3 protein-coding genes are annotated in these 3,613 nt (G+C 69.7%); 1 reads left to right on the top strand and 2 read right to left on the bottom strand.

Annotation, left to right across the window (positions count from 1 at the left end; genetic code table 11):
- Together VR44_RS37610 and uvrB are read right to left on the bottom strand one after the other, a co-directional pair.
- Positions 1-188, bottom strand: a 188-nt coding sequence (locus tag VR44_RS37610; RefSeq protein WP_045952166.1) for a TerD family protein, incomplete at its 3' end; no start/stop codon positions are given.
- A gap of 78 nt (positions 189-266) precedes the next feature.
- Positions 267-2,426, bottom strand: a complete 2,160-nt coding sequence (uvrB, locus tag VR44_RS37605; RefSeq protein ID WP_045952165.1) for an excinuclease ABC subunit UvrB — start codon at positions 2,424-2,426, stop codon at positions 267-269.
- A gap of 268 nt (positions 2,427-2,694) precedes the next feature.
- Here uvrB and VR44_RS37600 point away from each other — a divergent pair, with 268 nt between their 5' ends.
- Entirely contained in the window at positions 2,695-3,597 is a 903-nt protein-coding gene (locus tag VR44_RS37600) for a glycerophosphodiester phosphodiesterase (RefSeq protein WP_045952164.1), read from the top strand.
- Positions 3,598-3,613 lie beyond the last annotated feature (16 nt).

Genomic DNA, 3,613 nt, shown 5'->3' with positions numbered 1-3,613 from the left:
ACGTCCGCGGACTGCTTGTCGGCGAACAGCCCCGCCGAGGCGTCCAGGTCGATCTCGCGGGTGCGCGAGCCGAACAGCCCCCGGCGCTTGGCCGCCTGCCAGCCGAGACCCATCCGGACCGCGGTGAGCGTGCCTCCGCCCTGCTTCTCCAGACTGATGGCCTGACCCTTGGTCATGTTGACCGTCACGCGCGTCCCCTCTCCATAGCCCACCCCCAGGCAGGGTGTACCTGCGGCTGTTCCCACACCCTACTGACCGGCCACGGGTCAGGCGAGGCCCGCTTCCCGCATCTGCCGGAGCTCCTTCTTGAGCTCGCCCACCTCGTCGCGGATCCGGGCCGCGACCTCGAACTGGAGCTCGGCGGCCGCTCCTCTCATCCGCTCGGTCATCTGCTCGATGAGGGCGGCCAGTTCGGCGGCGGGGCGGTCCGTGAGCACCTCGGCGGCCTTGGCGCCCTTCGCCCCCTTGGCACCCTTGCCGGCCTTGGCGGACTTCCCCGGGACGGCCGCGCCCAGCACCGGGACCGGGGCCTTGGCGCCCTTGCCGTCCTTGGCCTGCCGGTAGCCGGTGCCGAGCAGCTGCTCGGTGTCGAGCTCCTCGCGGGCGATCGTGGCGACGATGTCGTTGATCTTCTTGCGGAGCGGCTGCGGGTCGATCCCGTTGGCCGTGTTGTACGCGATCTGCTTCTCGCGGCGGCGGTTGGTCTCCTCGATGGCCTTCTCCATCGCCGGGGTCATCTTGTCCGCGTACATGTGGACCTGGCCGGAGACGTTGCGCGCGGCCCGGCCGATGGTCTGGATGAGGGAGGTCCCGGAGCGCAGGAAGCCCTCCTTGTCGGCGTCGAGGATGGCCACCAGCGACACCTCGGGCAGGTCGAGGCCCTCGCGCAGCAGGTTGATGCCGACCAGGACGTCGTACTCGCCGGAGCGCAGCTCGCGCAGCAGCTCGATGCGGCGCAGGGTGTCCACGTCGCTGTGCAGGTAGCGGACCTGGATGCCGAGCTCCAGGAAGTAGTCGGTGAGGTCCTCGGCCATCTTCTTGGTGAGGGTGGTGACCAGGACGCGCTCGTCCTTCTCCACCCGGGCGCGGATCTCGTGCACCAGGTCGTCGATCTGGCCCTCGGTGGGCTTGACCACGACCTCGGGGTCGACGAGGCCGGTGGGGCGGATGATCTGCTCGACGAAGCCGTCGGCGCGCGAGAGCTCGTAGTTCCCGGGGGTGGCCGACAGGTAGACGGTCTGGCCGATCCGCTCCTGGAACTCCTCCCACTTCAGCGGCCGGTTGTCCAGCGCGGACGGCAGGCGGAAGCCGTGGTCGACCAGGGTCCGCTTGCGCGAGGCGTCGCCCTCGTACATGGCGCCGATCTGCGGCACCGTGACGTGCGACTCGTCGATGACGAGGAGGAAGTCCTCGGGGAAGTAGTCGATGAGGGTGTTGGGCGCGGAGCCGCGCTCGCGGTCGTCCATATGCAGCGAGTAGTTCTCGATGCCGGAGCAGGAGCCGATCTGGCGCATCATCTCCAGGTCGTACGTGGTGCGCATGCGCAGCCGCTGGGCCTCCAGCATCTTGCCCTGCTTCTCCAGCTCGGCGAGGCGCTCGGCCAGCTCGGCCTCGATGCCGCGGATCGCCTTCTCCATGCGCTCGGGGCCGGCGACGTAGTGGCTGGCGGGGAAGACGTACAGCTCGCGGTCCTCGCTGATGACCTCGCCGGTCAGCGGGTGCAGGGTGGAGAGGGCCTCGATCTCGTCGCCGAACATCTCGATGCGGACGGCCAGTTCCTCGTAGACCGGGAAGATCTCGATGGTGTCGCCGCGCACCCGGAACGTCCCCCGCGTGAAGGCCACGTCGTTGCGGGTGTACTGGATGTCGACGAAGCGGCGCAGCAGCTGGTCCCGGTCGATCTCCTCGCCCACCTTGAGCGGGACCATCCGGTCCACGTACTCCTGCGGGGTGCCGAGGCCGTAGATGCAGGACACGGAGGCGACGACGATCACGTCACGCCGGGTGAGCAGCGAGTTGGTCGCGGAGTGGCGCAGCCGCTCCACCTCCTCGTTGATCGAGGAGTCCTTCTCGATGTAAGTGTCCGACTGCGGAACGTAGGCCTCGGGCTGGTAGTAGTCGTAGTACGAGACGAAGTACTCGACGGCGTTGTTCGGCAGGAGCTCGCGGAACTCGTTCGCCAGCTGGGCGGCGAGGGTCTTGTTCGGCGCCATCACCAGGGTCGGGCGCTGGAGCTTCTCGATCATCCACGCGGTGGTGGCCGACTTGCCGGTACCGGTGGCACCGAGCAGGACGACGTCCTTCTCACCTGCGCGGATGCGCTTCTCCAGCTCGGCGATGGCCGCCGGCTGGTCGCCGCTGGGCTGGTAGGGGCTGACGACCTCGAAAGGCGCCACCGTGCGTTCGATCTTCGATACGGGCCGCATGACTCCACCGTACGGCCCCCCACTGACACTCGGGCGCCCGCACGCGCCCCGCACCCCCGCGCCGGGCGCCCGGCGGGCCCGCGAGGGGTCCGTCGGACGGAGCGGGCCTCCTCCTTTCTGGTCCGTTTGTCGTAGTTCGGTGGCGTCCGTGTGATCTTCGAGCCCATGATCGCGGTGAACGCTCCGCCGTGAAGTGCACAGCCACAACGACTGCCGCTCCGCACCCGTCTGACGCAGGAACAGGGCTCACGACCCGAGGAGAACGCACATGTACGTCCGATCCGCCGCCGCGGCAGCCGCCGCCTTCCTGGGCTTCACCCTGACCCTGCTGGGCGGGACGGCGTGCGCCGCCGCACCCGGGCCGGGATCCGCCTCCGGCGCGACGGGGCTCCTGGGTCCCACCGTGTACGCCCACCGGGGGGCCTCCGCGTACGCCCCGGAGAACACCCTCGAAGCGATCGACCTGGCGATGCGCCTGGGCTTCGACTGGGTCGAGAACGACGTCCAGCGGACCAAGGACGGCGAGCTCGTGGTGATCCACGACGACACCCTGGCCCGCACCACCGACGTCGAGCAGGTCTTCCCCGACCGCAAGCCCTGGCGGGTCAAGGACTTCACGGCGGCGGAGATCGCCAGGCTGGACGCGGGCAGCTGGTTCTCGCCGCGGTTCGCCGGCGCACGGGTGCCCACCCTGCGGGAGTACATGGAGCGGGTCCAGGACAACCGGCAGCGGCTGCTGCTGGAGATCAAGAAGCCTGAGCTCTACCCGGGGATCGAGGAGCAGACCCTGAAGGTGCTGGAGGAGACCGGCTGGCTGGACGCGGGGCACGTCGCGCGGCGCCTGGTGGTGCAGAGCTTCAGCGCCGAGTCCGTGCGCATCGTGCACGGACTGCGCCCCGACCTGGTGACGGCCTTCCTGGGCACCCCGACCGTGGCCGACCTGCCCCGGTACGCCGAGTTCACCGACCGGATCAACCCGTGGCACACGACGATCTCGGCCGACTGGGTGACGGCCGTGCACGGGCTGCGGGGGGCGCACGGCAAGACGATGGAGGTGGACACCTGGATCGTGGACGACGCGCCCACGGCCCGGAAGGTGCGGGAGATGGGGGTGGACGGGATCATCACCAACGCGCCGGACGTCGTACGGGGGGCCGTGGGCGGCTTCTAGGGGCGGGGGCGGGGGT

The sequence above is a fragment of the Streptomyces katrae genome (assembly GCF_000966975.1).
Classification (GTDB): Bacteria; Actinomycetota; Actinomycetes; order Streptomycetales; family Streptomycetaceae; genus Streptomyces; species Streptomyces katrae.
Note: the sequence above shows the minus strand (reverse complement) of the source record. Positions and strands in the feature narration are given on the sequence as shown.